Source organism: Phycisphaerae bacterium, from assembly GCA_012729815.1.
GTDB lineage: Bacteria > Planctomycetota > Phycisphaerae > JAAYCJ01 > JAAYCJ01 > JAAYCJ01.
Genome location: JAAYCJ010000072.1, coordinates 1 through 19664, shown reverse-complemented (window position 1 = coordinate 19664; position 19664 = coordinate 1). Strand labels below are relative to the sequence as shown.

The following is a 19664-nucleotide window of genomic DNA, read 5'->3' as shown; positions in this document are numbered from 1 at the left end:
TTTCCCCCTCCAGCGGCGGAGCCGGATTGGTTGATGGGGGATGGGGCGGGCACACGGTCTGGGTGTCCGCTCAGCTTGTTTCTCTACCGGGCCAAGCGTACCGGATGGGATTGGCTGCGCCACGTTTGCGGTACTTGGCCGGGACACGCTTGCCCACGTAGAGGTTTTTGATTTCGTCCGAGGCTTCACGACCTTCAAAGCCCAGTCGACCCGGTAGGCCTGGCCGGCCTGGAAAATTTTCCGGCGTCGCCTCCAGCCATTTGGTGGGCGTAAAAGCGGCCACGATCAGGCCCTGGATGGTGGAGAGAACCACCTCAATCTGTCGGGCTTTGGATCGGCTGATCTTCCAGGCATACCGGGTGGCCTCGTAGAGCGACCTATCGACGGCGCTTCGATTGACGCTGATCAGGATTGCTTTGTGCCGGAAGGTCGCGGGCTTGGCGTCGTAACGGCGGATGATCTCCTGGGCGTGCATGGTCCCAAATTCAGAACTACCGACTCCGCCCGCGATGTTGGTGAGGCCGGGATACGCGTCGATCAGTGCCGCCTCGACTTCGGTGGCCGTCTTGTCGTCCATGCCGTGGCGATGGATCACGTGGGCCACTTCGAACCCTGCATTCCGTATCGCGTGAATACGTTGTATCTTGTTGCTGACATCATCGCCCTCCAACTTCCCCTCGGCGCGGACATGGGAAAAGACACGGTTCTTCCGGCCCTTGCCGATATAGAAGGTCTCGCCGTTTCGCGGGTCGATGAGTCGATAGACATAGACCTTTAACTGCTTCGCGACGTTGGGTGGGAACTTCTTGATCGTTGCTTGACTCATCGTCTGGTGCCTCCCAATGCATGTCCAGAATGCCGACGCTCCAGCCGGCAGAAGCGTGCGATGCCAACTGCCATGACGTCCATACTACCTGAAGTCCAGAACACCAGCAAGTTTGAGAGTCCGCCGGCCCAATGCGGGACTTCCGATTAACGATCGCCCGATCCGTGTCTGGCGCCGGATTGGTCAACCGGCGATGGGGCGGGCACAAGGCCTGCTCCTGCGGCGGACAGATTGCGAAATTGCTTGCCCTTGGTTTGGATTGTGGTAGAAGGGCTCGAAAGGCGGGCCCAGGGCGGTTCTGGGCTGAGCGGTTGTCTGGCGGATTGGTCGAGGGATTTGTGATGCTTGCACCGACGCTTCTTGGTGTTGACGGGATGTTGGGTCCGGTGGCGGCTTTGGGAGATGGGTTATTTTTGTGCTACGCGGATACGCCGAATACCACGAACAACGCATTGACGGCGTCGGGTCCGCAGCGGATGTGCGGGCGGGAGAGTCGCGACGGCGGGCTCACGTGGTCGGACGGGCGCGTACTGTTTGATTGTGGCGAGGCGCCGGGCGTGGTGACCAGTCCGGTTCCTTACGGCGACGAGCGCGGGCGGCTGCACGTGCTGTGGCTGCGGTTTTACGCGTACGGCGATCTGACGCCGGCGACGGCGCGGTGCGAGTTGTGGCACGCGGCCAGCGGCGACGGCGGAGCGACGTGGAGTTCGCCCGGGCGGGTGGATTTCGGGCATTCGTACACCGGCTCGATCAACTCGATTATTCGCCTGTCGAGCGGTCGGCTGGTGGTTCCGCTGAGCTATTTGACGGCGCGGACGACGGGGAAGTTCGTGTCGATGGCGGTCTACAGCGACGACGACGGGGCGACGTGGGGTTGCAGCCGGACGGATTTGTCGGGCGACGATAGCGCGGGTTTGGAGAACATGGGCGAGGGCGGCATGCTCGAACCGGTGGTCGTCGAGCGGAGCGACGGGCGGGTGTGGATGTTGATACGGACCACGCTGGGCCGGCTGTACGAGTCGTTCTCGGAGGATGCGGGCGAGACGTGGTCATTGCCGGAGCCGACGCGGTTTGTCTCGTCGAACGCGCCGGCCGGTGTGCTGCGCCTGGCTGACGGGCGGATGGTGATGGCGTGGAACCGGTGTGAGGGCGAGCCGTTTATCGGCGGGATCAGCTACGCGCGGCAGGTGCTGTACGGGGCGGTTTCGAGCGACGACGGCCGGACGTGGAGTGCGGCGAAGGCGCTGGTGGGCAAGGCTCAGAGCGAGTCGGTTCATGCGCAGTATTGTTATCCATTCCTGGCTGAGTCCGCGGCCGGACGGGTTTTGCTGACGTACCATCGCGTCAATACCCGGGCCGGTGAGGATTGGTCGAATCCGACGCGGTCGCTGATGCATTTTGATGCGGATTGGCTGGCGGCGAGAACGGTGAAGAAATGAAAAGTGCAAAATGCAGATATCAAAATGCAAAATGGGAAGGCTGACGCCTGCGACGCGGTCAGAAGAGGCGTTTTGAGTCGAGGAGGGGCAGGACGGGTCCGGCGTTGGTGGCGCGGACGATCATGTGTTGGCGGAAGCGGCCGGTTTCGACGCGGAGGCCGGCGTTGCGGAGGCGTTCGACGAGGTCGAGGTAGAGTTTTTCGGCGACGGCTGGTTCGGCGGCGGCGTCGAAGCTGGGTCGTCGGCCCTTGCGGCAGTCGGCTTGGAGTGTGAAGGCGGAGATGGCCAGGACGGCTCCGCTGACCTGTCGGACGTCGAGGTTCATTTTGCCGGCATGGTCTTCGAAGATTCGCAGTCCGGCGATCTTGTCGGCGAGGTAGGCGACGTCGGCGTCGGTGTCGTCGTTTCCCACGCCGACGTAGACGAGCAGCCCGCGTTCGATGGCCCCGACAGTCTGGCCGTCGATTTCGACGGCGGCTTCGGTGACGCGTTCAACGACGGCCCGCATGGTTGTCTCCCTTGTGGTCGATGATGTGGTAGTCGCCGGTTCGCTCCGCTGGTTCGAGGCCCGCCTGGCGGATGAGCGTTTCGAGGGCTTGTGGGCTCATGCCCGTTTCGTAGGCCAGTTCGGCTCCGACGATTCGGTAGCGGCCGACGGTTCCGTCGAAGTCGTCGGCTCCGTAGGTCAGGCCCAACTGGGCCAGCTTGCTCGTCCAGATGGGCCAGAACACCTTGATGTGGTCGAAGTTGTCGAGGACCAGGCGCGAGATGGCGAGTGTCTTGAGCACGTCGACGCCGCCGGTCACGCCGCCGTCGAAATCGACCACGGGCAGGGCGAGGAAGGACTGGAAGCCGTTCGTTTCGGCTTGGAGGTCGCGCAGTCGCAGCAGGTGTTCGACGCGTTCCGCGGGGGATTCGACGTGTCCGAAGAGCATGGTCGCGTTGCTGCGGATTCCAAGGTGATGGGCGGCGCGGTGAATTGCGAGCCAGCGATCGGCGTCGATCTTTTCGGGACAGACGAGTTTGCGGACGCGCGGCGAGAAGATTTCCGCTCCGCCTCCGGCGAGGCTCTGCAATCCGGCATCGCGCAGCCGCTGGAGCACTTCTTCGACGGTCACGCCCGCCTGTTGGGCGAGGAAGTCGATCTCGACCGCGGTCAGGAACTTTCGGTATAGCTGCGGGACCCTTCGCGCGAGGCCATCGGTCAGCCGGAGGTAGTAGGCCAGGTCGCGGGTTTGGTTGAGGCCGCCCACCAGGTGGGCTTCGCGGGCTCCGCGTTCGGCGGCGAGTGCGGCCTGTTCGACGACCTGCTCGACGGTCAGGGCGAACGCATCCGGGTCGTTCGTTTTTCGGCGGTAGTGGCAGAAGCGACACGTACCGGCGCAGATGTTGGTGGTGTTGATGTGGACGTTGTTGACCCAGAGCGCGCGGCGCCCGAATCGCCGAGCCCGTTCGGCATCGGCGAGAGGGCCCAGTTCGTGCAACTGCCGCAGGTACAGATCAGCCGCGTCCTTTGCGGCGTCGAGCATCGCCATTACGGGTCCTTACGTTAGAAGTCCTTCGAGGTACTCGCGGGTCTGCCGAAGTTGCCGGCCCAGATGCTCGGTTCCCGCGGCGGGCAGGTTATCGACCAGTAACGGGCCGTCATAGCCGGTTTCCTTGAGCAGGGTTATCAGGTTCGGGACGTCCAGTTCGCCCTTATCCAGCACAGCGGGAGCTGGGCCTGTGGCGTTGGAGAGGCGGACGAGGGCGAGGCGTTGGCGGTGTTCGCGGATCACTTCGGACGGGTCGACCACGGCGAGGTGAAAGTTGAGTACGTCGAGACAGAGTTCGACTTTCTGGAGCGCCGAGCCGAGGAAGACGGCGAGGAGGTCTCGGCGGTCCTCGATTCGGCTGTCGAGTCGGTTGGCCAGGAGGATTTTGGCGCCGAGGGGTTCGGCGTCATCGGCGAGGCGTGAGAGGACGGCGATGAGGGAGTTGAAGTTTTCGAGGGTTCGCGACCCGGGCGAGAGGACCAGGCGTCTGCATCCGAACTCGACGATCCGTCGGGTGAGCGCTGTGAATCGTTGAATTTGAAGGCGTTGCTGATCGACGCGTGAGGCGGAGACGACGCCGCCGTGGACGGCGGCGAGTTGGAGGTCGTGGTCTCGCAGGAGGGATCGGAGCGTTTGGGCGCCGTCGCGCGGGCCGAAGAGTTGGCGTTCGACCATGGGCCAGTCGAGTTCGACGGCTTTGAATCCGGCACTGGCGGCGAGGGCGAGTGCGTCGGCGACTTCGAGTTTGAATGAAGCTATCGAACAGCCCGGCTGCACGCGGCGCTCCTATCGGGTTAACAGGTCGAGTATGCCCATCCCCGATAGAAGGATACTCAGGATGCCGTTGAGAGTAAAGAACGCGACGTTGACTCGGGAGAGATCATCGGGGCGGACCAGCCGGTGTTGGAGGATCAGCAGGGCGGCGGCGACGATCAGTCCGAGGGGGTAGAAGCGGTTGAGGCCCAGCAGCAGTCCGGCGGCGAGGAAGCAGGCGAAGGCGGCGGCGTGGGTGATGCGTGCGACGATCAGGCCGGCTGAGGGGCCGAATCGGGCGGGGACGCTGTAGAGGCGTTGTCGGCGGTCGAATTCGAGGTCGAGGAGGGCGTAGATGATGTCGAAACCGGCGGTCCAGAGGGCGACTCCGAGGCCCAAGAGGATGACGGCTGGGGACAGGCGTGATGGGTCGATGGCGACGGCGGCGGCGGGCACGGAGATGCCCAGGACGCTGCCGAGCCAGTAGTGGCTGAGCCAGGTGAATCGTTTGGTGTGTGAGTAGGCGGCGATCCAGACGAGCAGCGGTCCGATCAGCGCGAGGGGCCAGGGGTTGTGGTAGAGGTAGTAGAAGAGGAAGGCGGCGGCGGTGGCGCCGGCGGCGCTGGCGGCGAGGAAAGTCCAGAGGAAGCGTGGGGAGAGTCGTCCGGCGGGCAGGGCGCGGGTTGCGGTGCGGGGGTTAGTTTTATCCAAGTGCTGATCGGCCAGGCGGTTGTAGCTCATGGCGACGTTTCGGACCAGGACCATGCACAGGACGATCAGGAGCAGCTTGCCCGGGTTTGGCAGGCCGGCTGAGGCGATGAACGCGCCGAGGAGGGCAAAGGGGAGGGCGAAGACGGAGTGGGCGAACTTGATCGCCTCGAGCAGGGTGGCGGTTCGGCTGATTGCGGTTCCGATCATGGCTGTGTCCGTTTGGTTGTCATGGCCAACGATTGTAGCAATCCGCGGGGTCAAAGTCTTGTCCGCGTGGGAAAAAACGGCAGGAGGTCCAGCGGGCCGGTGCTTTGCCACAGGTGGGCGACAGACTGCGGGTGCCGCCGGCGTGGGTCGAGGTGATCTGTCTTTCCGTGCGGTTGCGGTTCTAGTACGCCCGGCGTATCGAATTAAGAATATCTTACTTCCATTAATCCATTAATTCTAGCCTTTAGAGAACTTACTTCCGATAAAAAGTAAAGTTATCAGACGTGCGGTGACGATGTTTTGTGCAGACAGTCGCACGTGAGTGTGGCCGACGGGTCTGGCAGAAGGATTGGCTGGGCTCGATATCAGTGCTGGGGATAGGGGCAGATGGCATAGCGACAGTCAGTGGGTGGAGCGTAAGGAGACGCAGCAGATGAAGACGATCGCCATCGCCAACCAGAAGGGCGGGTGCGGCAAGACCACGGTATCGATCAACCTGGCGTCGTGTCTGGCTTTGCATGGCCGTCGGACGCTGTTGGTTGACATGGATCCGCAGGGTCATTGCGGATTGGGTCTGGCGGTGCCGGAGGATCAGATCGAGCTGAGCGTTTACGACCTGCTGACGGCTGCGGAGGATCGTCCGGTGGAGTTCGGGCAGATCACGTGGCAGATCAGCAAGAATTTCGATCTGGCTCCTTCGACGGTGGAGTTGTCGGCACTGGAGCAGAAGCTGGCCGGCCAGCCTGGGCGGGAGAATCGCCTGCGTGACGCGTTGGGCATGTTGAACGGGCAGTACGAGTTTTGCGTTATCGATTGCCCGCCGTCGGTGGGCATGCTGACGTTCAACGCATTGCGGGCGGCGACGGTGGTGTTGATTCCGGTGGAGACGGGGTATTTTTCGCTGCAGGGTTTGAGCAAGCAGCTTGAGACGATCGATCTGCTGAACAAGCAGTGCGGTCAGGACATCGTGGTGCGGGTGGTGCCGAACCTTTACGACGTGCGGACCAAGCTGGGGCGGGAGATGCTGGCGGAGCTTCGGAAGCAGTTTTCGCACGCGATGTTCAAGACTCACATCAACTTTAACACGAAGCTGAAGGAAAGCGCGTCGTTGGGTCAGGCGATCGGCGAGTACGATCCGGGCAGCACGGGTTTCCGGGATTTCAGCAGTTTGGCGACGGAGTTGATCGAGCTGCTGGAGCCGGGCCAGAGCAAGCCTCAGACGGATCTGCTGGCGCGGGCGGAGAGTCTGACCAAGCAGGCGGAGGAGTTGCTGTCGATATCATCGCGGACGCTCGGCCAGGAGCCCAAGTCGGCAGAGAAGATGCCGGCTGAGAAGAAGATCGAGATTATCTACGGGGCGTCGCGGACGGACGAGGGGATTCAGTTCATGGCGCATTACCCTGCGGCGAAAGAAGTTCGGGTGGCTGGAGATTTCAATAATTGGTCGCCGGACCAAACGCCGATGAATCGGTTGGACAATAACGGCGACTGGCAGACGCTGGTCCCGCTGGGTCCCGGGCGATACCGTTACCGATACGTGGTTGACGGGGCCTGGCAGCAGGATCCGCACAACGATTACGTCGAGAGCAACCCGTATGGCGAGCTCAATTCGATCATCGAGGTCTAGCGCCGATGACATCGCAGGAAGCGGCCCGTATCGCCTCGGTGGCGCACCTGTTCCTATCGGAACTGCGTCATCCGGACGAGACGGCGAAGATACCGGAACGACGAAAACCTAACAGCGATTCCCACCCACCACCACCGCAGCAAGCGGATCAGCCCGCTAGGGCTGATCCGCTGTATTTTTTACCGGAGGCGGAGGAGTCGGCGTTGCCGGCGTCGCCGGTTGATTCGGATCGGCGGCTTCGGGTGTTGGCGGTTCTGGCGTCGCATCTGCGGTGGGAGGGGGCGAAGGGGCTGGTTCAGTTCGCCCGTCACCTGGCGTCGGCCGGCCGGTCAGCGGCGTTGTTGCGGCTTGAGCCGTCGGCGGCGCATTTGCGGTTGTTCTATCACAAGGATCTGGGCGGGCGGTTGGCGGGCGTGCTTCCGGCGGTTGAGGGGGACCACTACGCGGAGACTCCTCGGGGGCCGCGTGAGACGCCGGTGGGTCCGGAGTCGGGCGGCCGGTGCATTTGGGATTTGCTGGAACGGCTGAGCCAGCAGGTGGATTATCTTCTGATCGCGGCGGATGCGGGTTGTTTCGAGCCGGTGGGCCGGGCGGTGTTGAGCTATTGCCATACGGTGTGCATACTGGCCCATCCGGAGAAGGATCACCTGGTGGCTTCGTACCAGACGGTCAAGACGATCGGGGCGGAGTTTCCGGGCCGGTCGATCGGGGCTTTTGTGACGCAGGCTCACGACCAGGAGCAGGCGCGGTCGATTTTTTCGCGGCTTGATCAGACGGCTCGTCGGTTCGCCAAGACGGGTTTGATCGACTTCGGGTATACGCTGAGCGATCAGAACGTTTCGCAGGAGTTGCTGTGCCGGGCGGATTTGGCGGGCAACGGCGACCACGACCGTCGCGATTGCGCGAGGCGGCTGGAGGAGTTTTTGACGGAGTTGGTTGAGGAGTTTCCCGGATCGCAGGATGAGGAGGCCGGCGCCTGTGAGGCGTTGGCGGAGGCGCCGGCGGCGGTTGAAGCTGAAGCGTCCGCGCCTGCCGAGGCGCAGGAATCAGTCAAGCACGTGGAGTCAGCCCCGATGATCAGCGATATTCGCAGCGAAACGGACAACGGCAACGGGCACGGCGCGGGCGGGTTGGTGGCGGTCGATCTCGACGGCGATCCGCGGAACGGCCAGGTGCTGCCGCAGCGGTTGGCTGGCGAGTTGCTCGGCGACGTGAAGATTTGTGGCGATACGTTCACCGAGTTCTTGGCGAATTGCGGGCTGCGGTGCTGTTTGGCGCGGGTGGGCGAGCGGTCGTCGCTGGTGATTCTGATTCGCGACGAGCAGGATTTGCAGACGGCGGCGTGGGCGTTGGGGAACTATCCGCAGAGCGAGCAGACGTTGATATTGATTACGGCGGTGGCGGTGGACGCGCCGCTTCATCGGAGCTGGTCGCGGCGGTTTGCCAAGACGCAGATCGTTCGTGGATTGGAGGGGCGGCTGGACGGGCGGCGGATGTTTGTTCTCGAGCGGCCGAGTCGTCAGTAAGGACTGGTTCGCGTTTTGCGGTCGTTCGCTTGCGTGGTGGTATTGTTTGTGCGCGGATGGTGGTTCGCGGATCTCCGCTCCCTCACGGTCGCGATTGTCTCAGGATCGTGGCGGCGGCGCTGTAACATTGAGGTGCCGGTTTGGAACGGTTGATTGGTGCGTCGGGACGACGCACCCTACTCTCAAGAGGGTGTGGCTTCATCTTGCCGGCTTGAAGCTTGCGATCGGTGCGGGTATGCTTGGGCGGGGTAACGGACCGGGGAGCGATGATGCACAACCATGAACTGGCGACGATCTTCGAGCAGATTGCGGTGATGCTCGAAATCCTTGGCGAGGATCGGTTTCGGGTCAATTCGTATCAGAAGGCGGCGCGGGTTATTGAGGAGTTGCCGCGTGACGCGGGCGCGATGCTGGCGGATGGGGAGCTGGCGGAGGTGGCGGGGATCGGGAAGGGGACGCTGGGGCGGGTCGAGGAATACGTCAAGACGGGCAAGGTGACGGTGCATCAGGAGTTGCGGGCTCGGCTGCCGGAGGGCTTGATGGGTCTGATGGCGATACCGGGGGTTGGTCCCAAGACGGTGTCGCTGGCGTGGAAGCGGCTGGGGGTGACGAACGTTGAGGACCTTCGGCGGGTGATTGAGGACGGGTCGCTGGCAGGGCTTGCGGGTATGGGGAAGAAGAAGGTGGAGAAGATTCGCCAGGGTCTGGCGTTTGTGGCTGCGGGGGCGGGGCGTACGCTTCTGGGGATTGCGCTGCCGATCGCGGAGGAGATTCTGGCGCACTTTCGGACGGTGGAAGGGGTGGTTCGGGTGGAGGCGGCCGGTTCGCTGCGGCGGTGGAGCGAGACGGTGGGGGATATTGACATTCTCGTGGAGGCCGATGAGGGGCAGAGGGTTCTGGAGGACTTTGTGCGGTCGTCGCTGGTGGCGCAGGTATTGGCGGTCGGGGCGACGAAGGCTTCGGTGCGGGTGGCAGAGGACATTCAGGTGGACGTTCGCGTGGTGCCGGCTGAAAGCTTCGGGGCGGCATTGCAGTATTTCACGGGATCCAAGGCGCACAACGTCCGACTGCGCGAGATCGCGGTGAAGCACAAGTGGAAGCTGAACGAGTACGGGTTGTTCAAGGGCGAGCGTCGGGTTGCGGGGGCGGATGAGGAGGGGATTTACGCGAAGCTGGGCCTGGCGTGGATTCCGCCGGAGCTTCGCGAGGATCGCGGCGAGATCGAGAACGCGGATAAGCTTCCGAAGCTCATCGAGCGCAGCGATATTCGGGGCGATCTGCACCTGCACACGGAGGCGAGCGACGGTTCGCGGACGATCGAGGAGATGATCGAGGCGTGCATTGCGCGCGGATACCAGTACATGTGCATCACGGATCACTCGAAGAGTTCGCGGATCGCCAACGGTCTGGATGAGGGGCGTCTGGAGGCCCACATCAAGCGGATTCGGAAGGCGGCCAGGTCGTACGAGCGGGATATTTTGGTGCTGGCGGGAGCGGAAGTCGACATTCTCGCCGACGGGCGTCTCGATTACGGTTATGAACTACTGGCTGAATTGGACCTGGTCACGGCGTCGGTCCATTCCGGTCTTGGCCAACCGGGCGAGAAGATCACCACGCGGATCATGACGGCGATGGACCATCCTTACGTGCGGATCATCGGGCATCCGACGGGACGGATCATCGGGGAGCGAGCCGAGTCCAAGCTCGACATGGCCAGGGTGCTTTCGCACGCCGCCGAGACCGGCACGTGGATGGAGCTGAATGCGTCGTGGAGTCGTCTGGACCTGAAGGATGTTTACCTTCGTCAGGCGAAGGAGGCGGGGGTTCGGATCGCGATCTGCACGGACTCGCACGACGTGCACCATCTTGATTTCATGGCGTTCGGCGTATACACTGCGCGGCGCGGTTGGCTGGAAGCGCAGGACGTCGTGAACACGCTGTCGGCCAAGGAGTTGACCAGACGGCTGGCCGCCGGCAAGTGACGTCGGCGGTTCGGCAACGGGGATGATCATATGGCACAGAAGCAGCTATTCGACGCACCGCGACTGGAGCCGGCGGCGGGCCGGCGGGTGGTGGTGACGGGTCAGGTGGGCCTGGACAAGAAGCCATTTTTGCAGCACCTGGTGGATCGGGCGCGGTCGAACGGGATCGACATCGTGTTGTGCAACGTGGGCGACATGATGTACCAGGAGGCGCCGGACGTTCCGGCGGGTCGGATTCTGGACATTCCGATCACGCGGCTGAATTCGCTTCGGCGGGCGGTGTTTCGGGACATTTTGATCGCGGCGGAGCAGCACGAGAACATCATCGTGAACACGCACGCGACGTTTCGTTGGCGTCACGGGTTGTTTTCGGCGTTCGATCACGACCTGATCGAGCGTCTGCGGCCGAACATATTTTTGACGGTGGTGGACAACGTGGACGCGGTGCATTTGCGTCTGGTTCGGGATCACGACATCGACCACTGCCTCAAGGACCTGCTGGTGTGGCGGGAGGAGGAGATTCTGGCGACGGAGGTGCTGGCGACGGTGACGCGGGGGCACGGCTGTTTTTACGTGGTGGCCCGCGGCGAGGGTGATCGGAACGTGGAGCCGACGTATCGGCTGATCTTCCATCCGCAGTTCAAGAAGGTGTACCTGAGTTTTCCGATGACTCATGTGGCGGATTTGCCGGCGGTGCAGGCGGAGATCGATCGGTTTCGCGGGATGCTGGCGGAGCATTTCATCTGCTTCGATCCGGGCGACCTGGAGGAGAAGCGGCTGCACAATATCGCGGTCCGGGCGGCGGAGGAGAATCGCAAGACGATCGAGGTGGATGTGCTCGGGCAGCCGGTTCAGTTCGAGGTGGCGGAGGTCCTTTCGATCGTGGGCGACATTCACGGGCAGATCTACGCGCGGGACTTCAAGTTCATCGAGCAGGCGGACATGATCGTCAGCTACGTTCCCCAGGACGCCGCGGGCAAGCCGATCATTTCGAGCGGGGTGGAGCGTGAGCTTCAGCACGCCCACGAGTCGGCCAAGGAGGTGTACGTGGTCTGGACGCCGAAGATCGAGCCAAGCCCGTTCATCACGGAGACCGCCACGCGGGTGTTCGGCTCACTCGATCAGGCGATGGAGCACTTCCAGCAGAAGGGGTACGTCCGGGCGTATCAGCGGCGGTTCGGCCCGGAGGGCCGTTCACGTTAGCCGGCGCGGCCAAAAAGGAAGCCGGACGGAAACAATCCGTCCGGCCGAGTTCAAAATCTGTTGAGACTGTATCGCCATCGCGTGCCACCGACCGTGAGGCCTCCTGCCCGAAGGCCCGCCCAGCCGAACGGCACGATACTGGCCCGTGCAACGCCAGCGGGGAAGAGAATATCCGATCTGAAAACGCCTGTCAACGATAAAACGGATTGGCATTCGATTTGCTCTCATTTCGCATTCCGGGGGTTTTCTATATTCACGTTATTCACGTTCCCTTCCTGCCGATTTGATAGGAGAGCGTATAAGGGGAATGCCTCTGATCGAATGTTAATGGCATTGTAGGAGGGTAGAAGGATGGGTTTGAATGCTCAGCCGTGGACGGTCTGTGTTGTGTGCGCGCTGCTGGCTGGGTGTCTGCCGACGACCCGAATGATCCCAATGTGACCATGCCGAGCGGGCTGCCCGCGTTGACGGGCAAGATTATCAGCCCCGGCAGCCAGAAGTACCGGATGGTGGCCAAGGCGGACGATGAGGGTTACCAGGTGGTGGCCCAGAGCAATCAGACGGGGATGGTGTATCGTGGGACGACCGACGCCGAGGGGGTGTTCGAGATTGACATACCCGAGGAGGAGGCGGGCAATACGTTTATGATCAGCATTCTGGGGAGTGATGGTCAGCCGGTAGGCCCGGTACTGTTCGGGACTTCCGGCGAACAGGGGCTGGCCGGCCTGCAGGTCTCGCAGGAGGTTTCGTTGGGTGCGATTGCACTTCCGGACGATCCAACGGCGGAGGCGATCGTGCCGGGCGAGGACGCCGACGAGGGGATTGATGCGTTGGCGGATCCGAATCTGGCGGTTCGGTTGAATGAGGAAGGTCTGCCGGTGGGGATTGCCTCTCACGGGAAGGGGGCAGACGCCCTGGTGGATTCGGGGACTGAGGGGCCTGCGGGGGATCGGCTTGTCGACGGCGACGAGGACGGGTTGATCGACATGTTCGACGCGGACGACGACGGCGACGGGCTGGTGGATGACTTTGAGGTGGGCTCGACCGAGCCGGGCACGGGGGTTTGGGACCACCGGGTGAACTTTTTTATGAACCTCAAGATCAACGCCGACCGGGCGATCCTCTACTATGACGGCACCGCGGAGCAGATCGCGGAGGCGTTGAAGGTGGATACGCTGATTACGCTGGAGGCGGTGATGGAGCCGCAGGCGACGCGGTCGATCGCGTCGATGCGGGCGCTGGAGACACCGGGGCGGGACTACATGACGCTGGCGGAGAAGTTCCAGGATTCGGTGGATCGGGACAACTACGTCAACTGGGCGTCGGTGGGCTACTATGCGTTCGACCCGCGGTCGGACCGGTTTGACGCGTTTATCCGGCCGAACGACGTGATGGACGCGGGCGATACGTTCACGGTCGAGATCAGTTTCGACGACGGGACAACGGAGCAGTATTCGCGGATGATCAACTACGTGTTCAAGAACATTCCGAAGCTGCTGCAGTATGGGGCCGGTACGGCGCTGACCGATTTCGACGTGCACGACCCGAACATCAACGGGACGGACCATCATCCGATTCCTCTCGACGGGGAGCAGGACCTGGTGCTGGTGTTCAATCCTCCGGTGGATGAGAACGGGGACTGGATTACCGGGATGTACTATACGTTCACGATTTTCTATCACGCGGCGGACGAGGGGACGTATACGGTGACGATTCCCAAGGAGGCGTTTCCGGACACGGTGGTTCTGCAATCGGGCGGGACGGCTGAGGTCGGATCGTACAAGATCGACATTACGGCTGATTGCCCATCGGGCAATGCCGCGATCATGCTGGTATTCGCCAAGCCGCAGACGCAGTAGATTGACTTTGGAACAGTGGGTCAGTGGCGCGGACGGATCGCGAGGGTCCGTCCGCGCCGCCTTTTGGTATGGATGTCAGTGGGCGGGTTTGGCTGCGCCGGCCGGTTCGACGATGACGCGGGCGTCGCGCATCTGGACGGGGTGAGGACGGCAGAAGTAGACAAACGTGCCCGGTTCGTCGAACTGGCGGGTGAAGCTTTCGCCGGGCGCGAGCAGTTCTGAGTCGAAGAGTTCACCGGCATTGGGGTCGTCGGGATTTCCGCTGGTGACGGTATGGGGGATGGGCAGGGTTTCGAGGTTGGTCCAGCGGACGCTCTGTCCTTGTGGGATGGTCACCTCGTTCGGCTGGAAGGCGATGTTCTGCATCGATACGTCGGTGACTCCCTGCTGCGGCGGAGGCGGCATGGGAGCTGGGCAGCCGGCGAGCAGCATGGTTGCCGCGAGCATGGCGACGGATGCGATGGTGCGGACGTTCATGATTTGTCCCCCTGTCGAAGATCGAGTCAGTTGAATGTCGGGTTACGGCGCCGGCACGATTTGGTAGAGGACGCCGGTGTTGCCGGCGGGTCCGAGGTTTTGCGAGGTTCCGACGTAGAGTTCGCCGTCGGCGTCCTGGGCGAATCCAAGGACGAAGCGGTTGAGGCGGCTGTTCGGGCGGTCGGCGATGGCGAGTTCGTTCATTTCCCAGGTTTCGTCGGGCAGTTGGCGTGCGGCGAAGACGGCTCCGTTGGGCTGAAGGAAGCTGCGGCTGAAGTCGCCGAAGACGTACTGTCCGGCGAGGTTGGGCAGGGCGGTTCCGCGATAGACGTATCCGCCGACGACGGCGATTCCCGCCGGGTTGCCCTGAGCGTCGGTGTGGCGATAGGCGATGATCGGGTCGATCAGCGTCTGGCCGTTGGGTCCGACGTCTGGGCAGTTCTGCGGCGGGTCGGCGGGAGCGCTTGGATCAAAGCACAGCGTTCCTTCCCTGATGTTCCAGCCGTAGTTGCCGCCTCGCACGACAATATCCACCTCCTCCATGAGGTTTTGGCCGGCGTCGCCGGCGAAGAGGCGGTTCTGGCCGGCCTGGTCGAAGGAGAAGCGGTAGGGGTTGCGCAGGCCGTAGGCCCAGATTTCGCCGCGGGCGTTGGGGTCGGCGGCGAAGGGGTTGTCGGGCGGGACGGCGTAGGGGTCGCCGGCGTCGACGTCGATGCGGATGATCGAACCGAAGAGGTTGGTGCGGTCCTGGCCGTTGCCGATGGCGTCGGTGTGTCCGAATCCGACGTCACCGGCTCCGCCGCCGTCGCCGATGGAGAAGTAGAGGAAGCCATCGGGTCCGAAGGTCAGTTGGCCGCCGTTGTGGTTGGCCTGCGGCTTGAGGAGTTGCAGGAGGACCCGTTCGCTGTTGGGATCGGCGAGGTTCGGATTTTGCGAGACGGCGAACTCGGCGAGCCTCAGGCGCGAGTTGAACTCGTTGGGGTCGTTCGGGTCCAGCGGGGCGTTGTAAGCCACGAAGAAGCGGCCGTTGTCGGCGTAGTTCGGGTGAAAGGCCAAGCCGAGGAGGCCCCGTTCGTCGTAGGCTGCGCTGAGGTTCACCATTCGGCTTTGCAGGTCGAGGAACGGCGTTTGGACCCGGTTGTCGTTCGGGTCGAGGATGACGATCAGGCCGATCTGGTCGATTACGAACTTCCGCTGCGAGCCGTCGTCGGGGATTGCAAACCCCAGCGGCGAGGTGAAGCCGGAGGCCACCTCTTGAACGGCGACGGTGTCGCCGGTCGGCGGCGGGGCGGGGGCGGGACATCCGCCCAGCAGGAGCACGATCGCCAAACCGGTTCCGAATCCCAATCCCCTATGTATTGACGTCTTCATCGCCTGGTCCCCCTTTGTACGGATAGCTCTTTTGCCGATGGATCGGTTGGTTGTCCGGCGGAGTTTGTGTGCAGCCGGTGATGTAGATCATAAGGGCTGTGCATACGGCTGGGCCGTACCAACCGAGGAACTCCCGCAGCCATCCGGTCACACGATTCATTGGCACCCCCTTGTGCGGTCTTGTCAGTCATGATAACCGATGTCGGCTTGTTGTCAATCCATCGGGCGATCCGGTGCCGAAGACGTTGAGTCCCATGCGGGAATGCTCCGCCTTTTCGGAAGGGGAGGTGTCAGGAATGTCCGCGGTGGACGGCTGGCGGACCTCGTACTGCTCAGTGCGGCATCGGCAGAGTGAGGAGTTTGGCGAGGAGCGGGGCGAGGGCGTCGGCAATTTGTTTGAAGCCGACGTCGGTGAGGTGTCCGCCGTCGACGGATGGATGGTCGGGGCCGGCGGGCACGACGATACGCGTATCGAAGTAGTGGACGCTGGCGTCGCCGGCGGTTTTTCGCCGCTGATAGCCGATCTCGACGATGGCGTTCATTTGGTCGGCTGACTCGCGAGCGCCGAAGAGTTCCGCGGCGTAGGATGAGCGGGTCATCAGGATCATTGGCGTGTCCGGACGTCGGGATCGGATGATTTCGAGGAATCGGCAGTAGACTTCGGGGCGTTCCTGGCTCGACCATTTGGCCATGTTGGCCACCGGGTCGATGAGGTAGGCGGCGGCGTCGATTTCGGCGATCAGTTCGGCCATTTCCGGCTCGCAGATTCCGTTGCCGGAGAAGCCGAGGTTGACCACGTCCATGCCCAGGAGGCGTCCCAGCAGGGGGACGAAACCGGTGGCCACACGCGAGGAGCATCCGCCCTGGGTGATGGAGGTGCCGTAGACGACGATGGGTTTGTCCATGCGGAAGGGGCTGGGCGGTTCGATCGTGGCATCGGCGTCGGTTCCGATCGACAGGCGTTCGAGTCGGGCGTAGACGGGCAGGTAGAGCGTGAATTCCCGCATCACGCGCGGCTGGTTTTCGAAATACAGGCATTCGTACTCTTCGCCGGCTGAGGCCGGCACGGTGGTTCGCCAGAAGGTGGTTGTCTCGGGCGGGCCGACGTAGAGGTCGATACCCGCGCAGGCGACGGAGGACATGTGCCACATGGCGATGGAGTCGCCGCCGTGGAGCACCTTGACCTTGAGGGCGCCGGTGTCGCTGCGGAAACGGACGCGTCCGCCGCTTGGCATTTGGGCGAGGCTCCAGACGTCGGGTCGGACGACGTCCCTGGCCCGTTTGGGCAGTCGCATCCAGTCGCCGCCGTTTTCGCCGAACCACCAGAGGCCGTTGACCGTGAATACCGCGTCGCCCGCGGACCGCCATTGAATGCTATCGCCGCTCATGGGACTCTCCTGTCTAAAAACGTTGCGGACAGTTTACGGTCAGAGCGGCGGGAACGCCAGTCCCGGGTTTACGTTGATGTTTCGGCCGCGGGCATTAGCCCGGCGGTTTGGAGGCGTCGGCTCAGTTGGCGGCCGTCGACTTCGTTGAAGTCGGCGTTCGCGGCTTTGGCCATGGCGCAGGCGTAGGCGGCGGCTTCGCCGAGTCCGCGGCAGACGGGGATGATCCGGTAGGAGCTGTGGGCAACGAAGTCGGTGGAGATGCATCGTCCGGCGACGAGGAGGTTCGTCGTGTGTTGCGGCTGAAGGGCGCGGTAGGGGATTTCGTACCACGCGTCGGCTGGGAGGTACCACAGCGTTGTGCCGTCTCCCGCCGCGTGGTGGATGTCGATCGGGTAGTTGCAGCGGCAGATGGTATCGTCGAATTTCGCCAGGTTCCGCACGTGTTGTTCGCAGAGGACAAATCGCCCTTCGATCCGGCGGCATTCGCGCATGCCGATCAGCGGGGCGACGGTTTCGATTCGTGAGTGTTCGAAGCCGGGCACGTGTTGGCGGAAGAACCGCCAGTACTCGACGATCTGTCGGCGTCCGTCGACGTAGGCGTCGGCCAGACGGGCGGCGTCCGTCGGATCGGTGCAGAAGACGCGCGGGGCGTTGAAGCAGAGGGCGTCCGGTCGGCCGGGAATCGTGTAGAAGCTGAAGGTCAATTGCGCTTGCCAGCGGGCCAGTTCTTCGGACTCTCCCGCCTGCTCGGTGAGCCACTGCGGTTCGAGGCTGTAGGTGGCGAGGCCGGGCAGGTCCTGGCGCGGCCAGACCGACTCGGGCGATTTGTTTCGAAAGAAACTCGTCACACGTTGGACGTCCACGCCGGTGACGATGAAACGCAGGCTCATGGGCTGGTGTTCGCCGGTTTCCTCACGGCCCATTCGGACCGGCTCGCCGGCGAAGTTCGCGACTAGGGCGTCGCCGGTCGCGTCGATGAAGTATCTTCCGCGCACCTCGAATCGTTTGCCCAGGGCGGCGGCCTGCACCGCGGCGAGGTGCGGGCCGTTTTTGCGGACGCCGATCAGTTCGGTGTGGTAGAACAGCCGCACTCCGGCCTCGGCGGCCCAGCGCTCGAGGACAATTGCGGCCCAGACCGGATCGAAGCCGTGGACCTCGCCGACGCCCAGCCGGGTCAGTTCGTCGTGCAGTTGGCGATGGATGCCGGCGACCAGTTCGGTTCCGGCGGCGGCGTTGGGCATGACCGGCGTGACCAGCGCAGCGGTCGCCGATCCGCCGAGTTGGCTTTGACGTTCGAGGAGGGCCACGGAGAGACCGAGGCGGGCGGCGCGGATGGCGGCGGCGCTGCCGGCGGTTCCGCCTCCGCAGACCACGAGGTCGAAGCTATGGTTGTTCATCGGTTCAGCGGTACGATCACTGCTCATCGTTTGCCCGCCAGATCACGGCCATGCTGTGAGGCTTCAGCGTCAGTTCCATCGGTGTGGCGGTGAGGTCTGTTTTTTCGTCGGTGACGCTGTGGCGGTCGGCATGGGCCTCGTTTTCCGCTGCGCCCTGGGTCAGATAGGGGCTTTCCAGGCGCGTGACGGTCACCTCGCCTTTTCCGACCAGCTTGGCCAGGTCCGGCAGGGTTACCTTGGCCGGCTGGGTCGGATGGTGGTTTAGGACGAACACCGCCCAGTGCTTTTGGTCCTTGCACCAGTGGGCGCGGACGAGCGGCACGGTCGCCTCCTTGACCGCCACGGTCGGCGTCTCGACTGTCGCCTGGCGCATCTGGCCGCGCAGGTGTTGCCGCATGAGGCGGAACGCATCGCCCATCGGGTAGTACGGATATGGCTGACCGATGGCGAGCATCTGGAAGTTCCATCCGGTGGCGGCCCAGTAGATGCCGATCCGGCAATCCTTGGCGGCCATGTGCATCATCTGTTCGACATTGAGGAGGGCCTGGGCGATCGAGTAGTTAAAGCGGCTGCCGAACCCGGGCCAGTTCCACTCGGTCCAGGCGACTTTGGTTTTCGGAGCGAGTTCGGCGATGGGCGTGAACAGGTCGTACTCGAGGTTTTTCTTTCCTTCGTCCATCGCGGCCAAGTGCGATACGTACAACTGGTCGAGCGGGGCCTGTTGGAGGTCTTCGGGCGTGAAGAACTTGCTTGGCGCGAGGCCCAGGCCGGGCGGATAGTCCTCCATCGGTTCGTGCAGGGCCCAGTAGTGGTACGATAGGTAGTCGATCTGGTCGCCCGCTTCCTTGAGCAGGCCCATGTTCCATTCGTGGCGGTGGCCGGTGGCGATGATCTTGATGTCCGGGTCGACGGCCTTCATCGCCTTGACGAACTTGCGGACGAACTGGCCGTAGCGCTGGCCGGTCATGGCGTAGTAGCAGCCTTCCTCGTTGCCGATTTCCCAGTACTTGACGTTGTAGCCGTTCTGTCGGGCGTCGCGGACCCAGTCGGCGGCGTACTGAACGACCGTTTCGAGCACGTTGGGGTCTTCGGCGGCGCTGGTCCAGCCGATCAGGCCCTTTTGCTTGTCCCAGTAGGTCATGGTCGAGACCTGCAGGATCGGTTCGATGCCGTACTTGCGGCACAGGTCGAGGAAGGTGCGGTATTCATAGTGGCCCTCGGGCGTGGTTCGGGTGTGCCAGTGTTTCCACATTTCCGCGGCTTGGTAGACGCGTTTCGTCTCGGCGACGGATTCCCAGCGATACGGGTGGCAGTCGGCGCCGCCGGGGAATCGCAGGCAGGTGATGCCCATTTCGTCGAAGAG

The 19664-nt window shown here is 63.1% G+C and carries 17 protein-coding genes; 6 read left to right on the top strand and 11 right to left on the bottom strand.

Going from position 1 to position 19664, the window contains the following annotated elements; all coding sequences use genetic code 11:
* Positions 1 to 70: 70 nt before the first annotated feature.
* Positions 71 to 826 carry a hypothetical protein gene (locus tag GXY33_05565; GenBank protein ID NLX04591.1) on the bottom strand — a complete coding sequence of 252 codons (756 nt, stop codon included), beginning with the start codon at positions 824 to 826 and terminating at the stop codon, positions 71 to 73.
* Between the two features lie 341 nt (positions 827 to 1167).
* Here GXY33_05565 and GXY33_05560 point away from each other — a divergent pair, with 341 nt between their 5' ends.
* Positions 1168 to 2265: an exo-alpha-sialidase gene (locus GXY33_05560; protein ID NLX04590.1), complete on the top strand. Its 1098-nt coding sequence runs from the start codon at positions 1168 to 1170 to the stop codon at positions 2263 to 2265.
* A gap of 58 nt (positions 2266 to 2323) precedes the next feature.
* On the opposite strand, the gene GXY33_05555 is transcribed toward GXY33_05560, so the two are convergent.
* The 4 genes from GXY33_05555 to GXY33_05540 are packed head-to-tail and all read right to left on the bottom strand — an operon-like array spanning position 2324 to position 5471.
* On the bottom strand, positions 2324 to 2773 hold the full coding sequence (locus GXY33_05555) for a D-tyrosyl-tRNA(Tyr) deacylase (GenBank protein ID NLX04589.1): 450 nt from the start codon (positions 2771 to 2773) through the stop codon (positions 2324 to 2326).
* Positions 2757 to 3800: a CofH family radical SAM protein gene (locus GXY33_05550; GenBank protein ID NLX04588.1), complete on the bottom strand. Its 1044-nt coding sequence runs from the start codon at positions 3798 to 3800 to the stop codon at positions 2757 to 2759. Before GXY33_05550 ends, GXY33_05555 begins: the two co-directional genes overlap by 17 nt.
* A gap of 9 nt (positions 3801 to 3809) precedes the next feature.
* Positions 3810 to 4577 (bottom strand): TIM barrel protein, encoded by a 768-nt coding sequence (locus tag GXY33_05545; GenBank protein NLX04587.1) that lies wholly within the window; start codon positions 4575 to 4577, stop codon positions 3810 to 3812.
* A 9-nt stretch (positions 4578 to 4586) separates the two neighbouring features.
* Positions 4587 to 5471, bottom strand: a complete 885-nt coding sequence (locus GXY33_05540; protein ID NLX04586.1) for a UbiA family prenyltransferase — start codon at positions 5469 to 5471, stop codon at positions 4587 to 4589.
* Between the two features lie 433 nt (positions 5472 to 5904).
* On the opposite strand from GXY33_05540, the gene GXY33_05535 reads away from it, so the two are divergent.
* The 5 genes from GXY33_05535 to GXY33_05515 all read left to right on the top strand — a co-directional run bounded on the left by GXY33_05535 (position 5905) and on the right by GXY33_05515 (position 13668).
* On the top strand, positions 5905 to 7098 hold the full coding sequence (locus tag GXY33_05535; GenBank protein ID NLX04585.1) for an AAA family ATPase: 1194 nt from the start codon (positions 5905 to 5907) through the stop codon (positions 7096 to 7098).
* A gap of 5 nt (positions 7099 to 7103) precedes the next feature.
* The gene (locus GXY33_05530) at positions 7104 to 8624 is read left to right on the top strand and encodes a MinD/ParA family protein (GenBank protein ID NLX04584.1); all 1521 of its coding nucleotides are present in this window, start codon (positions 7104 to 7106) and stop codon (positions 8622 to 8624) included.
* Positions 8625 to 8890: 266 nt separating this feature from the next.
* Positions 8891 to 10606 (top strand): DNA polymerase/3'-5' exonuclease PolX, encoded by a 1716-nt coding sequence (gene polX / locus GXY33_05525; GenBank protein NLX04583.1) that lies wholly within the window; start codon positions 8891 to 8893, stop codon positions 10604 to 10606.
* A gap of 30 nt (positions 10607 to 10636) precedes the next feature.
* Positions 10637 to 11809 carry an AAA family ATPase gene (locus GXY33_05520; protein NLX04582.1) on the top strand — a complete coding sequence of 391 codons (1173 nt, stop codon included), beginning with the start codon at positions 10637 to 10639 and terminating at the stop codon, positions 11807 to 11809.
* A gap of 437 nt (positions 11810 to 12246) precedes the next feature.
* Positions 12247 to 13668: a hypothetical protein gene (locus GXY33_05515; GenBank protein ID NLX04581.1), complete on the top strand. Its 1422-nt coding sequence runs from the start codon at positions 12247 to 12249 to the stop codon at positions 13666 to 13668.
* 75 nt (positions 13669 to 13743) lie between these two features.
* Here the strand turns inward: GXY33_05515 and GXY33_05510 are convergent, their stop codons facing one another.
* From GXY33_05510 to GXY33_05485, 6 genes are all read right to left on the bottom strand, one after another.
* Positions 13744 to 14145: a hypothetical protein gene (locus GXY33_05510; GenBank protein NLX04580.1), complete on the bottom strand. Its 402-nt coding sequence runs from the start codon at positions 14143 to 14145 to the stop codon at positions 13744 to 13746.
* A 42-nt stretch (positions 14146 to 14187) separates the two neighbouring features.
* Positions 14188 to 15516, bottom strand: a complete 1329-nt coding sequence (locus GXY33_05505) for a PQQ-dependent sugar dehydrogenase (GenBank protein NLX04579.1) — start codon at positions 15514 to 15516, stop codon at positions 14188 to 14190.
* Positions 15497 to 15676, bottom strand: a complete 180-nt coding sequence (locus tag GXY33_05500) for a hypothetical protein (protein ID NLX04578.1) — start codon at positions 15674 to 15676, stop codon at positions 15497 to 15499. The genes GXY33_05505 and GXY33_05500 overlap by 20 nt, the downstream gene beginning before the upstream one ends.
* 172 nt (positions 15677 to 15848) lie before the next feature.
* The gene (locus tag GXY33_05495; GenBank protein NLX04577.1) at positions 15849 to 16904 is read right to left on the bottom strand and encodes a hypothetical protein; all 1056 of its coding nucleotides are present in this window, start codon (positions 16902 to 16904) and stop codon (positions 15849 to 15851) included.
* A 68-nt stretch (positions 16905 to 16972) separates the two neighbouring features.
* The gene (locus GXY33_05490; GenBank protein NLX04576.1) at positions 16973 to 18328 is read right to left on the bottom strand and encodes an FAD-dependent oxidoreductase; all 1356 of its coding nucleotides are present in this window, start codon (positions 18326 to 18328) and stop codon (positions 16973 to 16975) included.
* Positions 18318 to 19664: hypothetical protein (locus GXY33_05485; protein NLX04575.1), on the bottom strand; the 1347-nt coding region annotated here is incomplete at its 5' end. The genes GXY33_05485 and GXY33_05490, both read right to left, overlap by 11 nt.

Coding starts and splice junctions, on each gene's coding strand:
- GXY33_05540 (NLX04586.1), bottom strand. CDS start 5,471: ATGATCGGAACCGCAATCAGCCGAACCGCCACCCTGCTCGAGGCGATC.
- GXY33_05505 (NLX04579.1), bottom strand. CDS start 15,516: ATGAAGACGTCAATACATAGGGGATTGGGATTCGGAACCGGTTTGGCG.
- GXY33_05520 (NLX04582.1), top strand. CDS start 10,637: ATGGCACAGAAGCAGCTATTCGACGCACCGCGACTGGAGCCGGCGGCG.
- GXY33_05530 (NLX04584.1), top strand. CDS start 7,104: ATGACATCGCAGGAAGCGGCCCGTATCGCCTCGGTGGCGCACCTGTTC.
- GXY33_05535 (NLX04585.1), top strand. CDS start 5,905: ATGAAGACGATCGCCATCGCCAACCAGAAGGGCGGGTGCGGCAAGACC.
- GXY33_05565 (NLX04591.1), bottom strand. CDS start 826: ATGAGTCAAGCAACGATCAAGAAGTTCCCACCCAACGTCGCGAAGCAG.
- polX (NLX04583.1), top strand. CDS start 8,891: ATGATGCACAACCATGAACTGGCGACGATCTTCGAGCAGATTGCGGTG.
- GXY33_05490 (NLX04576.1), bottom strand. CDS start 18,328: ATGAGCAGTGATCGTACCGCTGAACCGATGAACAACCATAGCTTCGAC.
- GXY33_05510 (NLX04580.1), bottom strand. CDS start 14,145: ATGAACGTCCGCACCATCGCATCCGTCGCCATGCTCGCGGCAACCATG.
- GXY33_05555 (NLX04589.1), bottom strand. CDS start 2,773: ATGCGGGCCGTCGTTGAACGCGTCACCGAAGCCGCCGTCGAAATCGAC.
- GXY33_05500 (NLX04578.1), bottom strand. CDS start 15,676: ATGAATCGTGTGACCGGATGGCTGCGGGAGTTCCTCGGTTGGTACGGC.
- GXY33_05550 (NLX04588.1), bottom strand. CDS start 3,800: ATGGCGATGCTCGACGCCGCAAAGGACGCGGCTGATCTGTACCTGCGG.
- GXY33_05495 (NLX04577.1), bottom strand. CDS start 16,904: ATGAGCGGCGATAGCATTCAATGGCGGTCCGCGGGCGACGCGGTATTC.
- GXY33_05560 (NLX04590.1), top strand. CDS start 1,168: ATGCTTGCACCGACGCTTCTTGGTGTTGACGGGATGTTGGGTCCGGTG.